1 protein-coding gene is annotated in these 3561 nt (G+C 76.3%); it reads right to left on the reverse strand.

Annotated features, from left to right (window positions below; translation table 11 throughout):
• Positions 1-3561, reverse strand: a 3561-nt coding sequence (locus tag G3I53_RS16855; RefSeq protein ID WP_164438502.1) for an SDR family NAD(P)-dependent oxidoreductase, incomplete at both ends; no start/stop codon positions are given.

Below are 3561 nucleotides of genomic sequence, written 5' to 3' on the forward strand. Positions count from 1 at the left end.
GCCGGCGGCCACGGAGCCGGCGGCGGTGCCTGCCGGGGCGTCGTCCGCCGCCCGCGGGAACCAGTGGGCCGTGCGGGTGAAGCCCGGTACGGGCAGGGACACGCGCCCGGTCGGGACGGGCCAGAGCGCGTCCCAGTCGACCGCGTGACCGGTGCACCAGGCCGCCGCGAGGTCCGCCGGGCCGGCGCCGGTGGGACCGTCGGCGGCCCGGCCGGTCACGACACCCCGGTACACGGTCTGCGAGGCGGTGTCGCGGAGGGCGGCGATCAGCCCGGCGCGGTCGGAGGCGACGACGGCCAGGCGGTGCGGCAGTTCCTCCCGTCCGGCTTGGAGGGTGTGGGCCACCTGGTCGAGACGGAGGTCCGGGTCCCGGTCGAGGGCGTCGGCGAGCCGGGAGCGGTAGTCGGCGAGGGATTGTTCGTCGCGCGCCGACAGGGGCACGACGAACGGGCCGTCGGCGGTGACCGGTGCCGTCCCGCCGCGTGGCAGGCCGCCGGTCTGCAGCACCACATGGGCGTTGGATCCGCCGAAGCCGAACGAGCTCACGCCGGCCCTGCGGACCGGTCGGCCGGACTCGTCCGGTACGGGCGCCCAGGGGCGGGCGGTGCCGTCGGCGAGGGTCAACGGGGTGCCGTCCAGCCGCAGATGGCGGTTGGGCCGCCGCAGGTGCGGGTTCGGCGGGACCAGTCCGTGGTCCATGGCCAGCACGGTGGTGAGGAGTCCGGCGATCCCGGCCGCCGCCTCCAGGTGCCCGATGTTGGTCTTGACGGACCCGACCGCGAGGTGCGGTGCGGCAGGGGCGGGCAGGTTCCGGTCCTCGTAGAGCCGCGCGTACGCCTGCTTGAGGCCCTCGATCTCGACGGGGTCGCCCAGGGCGGTGCCGGTGCCGTGCGCCTGGACGTAGCCGATGGTGCGGGGGTCGACGCCCGCCGCGCGCACCGCGTCGACGACGACCTGCGCCTGGGACTGTGGGTTCGGGGCGGTGAGCGAGGGCGAGCGGCCCCCGTGGTTCACGGCGCTGCCGAGGATCACGGCGCGTACCGGGTCGCCGTCCTCCAGGGCGCGGTGCAGCGGCTTGAGGACGACGGCGCCGACGCCCTCGCCGCGGACGTAGCCGTCGGCGGAGTCGTCGAAGGAGGCGCACCGGCCCTGTGCGCTGAGCATGCCGGCCCGGGTGAACGTGTCGTACAGGGCGGGGCTCAGGGTCAGGTTCACGCCGCCGGCGACGGCCAGGTCGCAGTCGCCGTCCCGCAGCGCCCGTACGGCGTGGTGCACGGCGACGAGCGAACTGGAGCAGGCGGTGTCCAGGGCTTCGCTCGGGCCGCGCAGGTCGAGCAGGTGGGAGACGCGGTTGGCGAGGACGGCGTGGGCGACTCCGGTGGCCATGTGCGCCTCCGAGGCGCCTGACCGGGACGCCATCAGCTCGTTGTAGTCGCCGGTGGCGACGCCCACGAACACTCCGGTGGCCGTGCCGGCCAGCTCGCCGGGGCGGCGGCCCGCGTCCTGGAGGGCCTCCCAGGTGACCTCCAGGAAGTGCCGTTGCTGGGGGTCCATGAACCCGGCCTCGCGCGGCGAGATCCCGAACGCGGTGGCGTCGAACTCGGCGACGCGGTCCAGGAATCCGGCGCGCACGTCCTTCATCCGGGGGTCGGCGAGCAGGTCGGGCCGGTCGGCGGGGACGGGTCCGATCCGGTCCTCTCCGGCCGCGACGACGTCCCACAGGGCGGTCAGGTCGTCGGCGCCGGGGAACCGGCCCGCCATGCCGATGACGGCGATGGGCGTACCGGTGGCGCCGGCCGACACAGGCGGGTTCTCCGCCGGGGCCGGTTCGGGCGCCGGGGGCGGGGGCTGCTGCGCGCGGACCGGTACGTGCCCGGGGCCCCCGTCAGCGGCGGGGGTCGGAGCGACGGAGGCGGCCGGGACAGCCGGAGCGCCCGGAGCGTCCGGGGCGTCCGGTGTGCGGCCGATGTCGGGGTGGTCGCGGACCAGGCGCTCGGCCAGTGCCTCCAGGGTGGGTGCCTCGAACAGGACGGTGGGCAGCAGGTCGAGGCCGTAGCGGGCGTTGACCCGGGTGATCAGTTCGGTCAGGGAGATGGAGTCGAAGCCGAGCTCCATCAGGTTGGTGGAGAGGTCCACGTCGTCGTCCGAGACCATCAGGAACCCGGCGGCCAGGGACCGCAGTTCCTGTTCCACGCTGCCGGCCGACGCGGCGCTCGCGCCCGCCGGGGCCCCGGTAGCGGACCGCGCCGCCGTCGGGACGCCGCCCGCAGCCGCTCCCGTCTCCCCGGCCCTGCGGGCTTCCGACATCCGCCGGAGACCGGGGTCGTAGGCGACCACGCCGGGGCGTGGCTCTGCGCCGGCGAGGAACGTGTCGAAGGCGCGCAGGGCGTCCGCGGCCGGCAGGGGCACCATGCCGGAGTGCTGCGCCATCAGGGTGCGGCTGGCCTCGGGCACGGCCAGCCCGCTGTCCGCCCACAACGGCCACGCCATGGACACCGTGCGGCCGGGACGCAGTCCGGCCGTGTGCAGGGCGGTGCGTTCCTCGGCGAAGGCGTCGAGGAAGGCGTTGGCGAAGGTGTAGTCGGCCTGCCCCAGGTTGCCCGTGGACGCCGCCACGGAGGAGAACAGGGCGAGGAAGTCGAGCGGTTCGTCCCGGGTGGCCTCGTCGAGGTGCACCGCGCCCCACACCTTGGGGGCGAGGACGGCGGCCGCGTCGTCCGGCGTCTTGCGCACCGCGAGGGCGTCGCGGGTGACTCCGGCCGCGTGGACCACGCCGTGCAGGGCGCCGAACCGCTGGCGGACCGCGGTGACGAGCTCGCGCACCTGGTCGCGGTCGCCGACGTCGGCCGGGTGGTACATCGCCTCGACGCCCGTCGCGGTCAGCTCCCGCAGGAGGTCCGCGACGGCGGCGTCGGCGGGACGGCGCCCGCACAGCACGATGTCGGCCCGGTGTGTCACGGCGAGGTGCCGGGCGACCGTGGCGCCGATCCGTCCGGCGCCCCCGGTGATCAGGTAGGTGCGCGCGCGGCCCGTCGGGGCCGGCGGGCCGGCGGGCTCCGGTGCGTACTCCTCGTACTCCAGGGTCTCCCGGCGGCCGCCGGTGAGCCGGACTTCTCCTTCGTCCGCGCCGAGGAGTTCGTCGACGAGCAGCCGTGCGCCGTCCGCCGGGTCGGCGTCGAGGTGCACGGTGAGACCGGAGAAGCCGCTGTGTTCCAGGGCGAGGGTGCGCAGCAGGGCGGTGAGCGCCGTGTAGGCGGGGCGGGCCCGGCCGGTCGCCGGGTCGGCGTGGTGGGCGACGAGGACGCGCAGGGGTGGGGCGGGGGCCGCCGCCAAGTGGCGTGCGGCGAGCGGGAGTACGGTCTCGAAGCCCGCCCTCAGCTGCTGCGCCAGGCCGTCCGCCGTGCCGGGGCAGACGTGCAGGAGGGCGTCGGCCGGGCCGTCGTCGTCCGCGAGCCCCCAGGTGATCGAGCGGCGGCCGAGTTCCGCGGCCAGCTCGGCCCGCAGGCGCGGGTCGTGGCAGTCGAGCAGCACGTGGCGCAGCGCGCGACGACCGGGCTCGGG

The sequence above is a fragment of the Streptomyces sp. SID14436 genome (assembly GCF_010548465.1).
Lineage (GTDB): Bacteria > Actinomycetota > Actinomycetes > Streptomycetales > Streptomycetaceae > Streptomyces.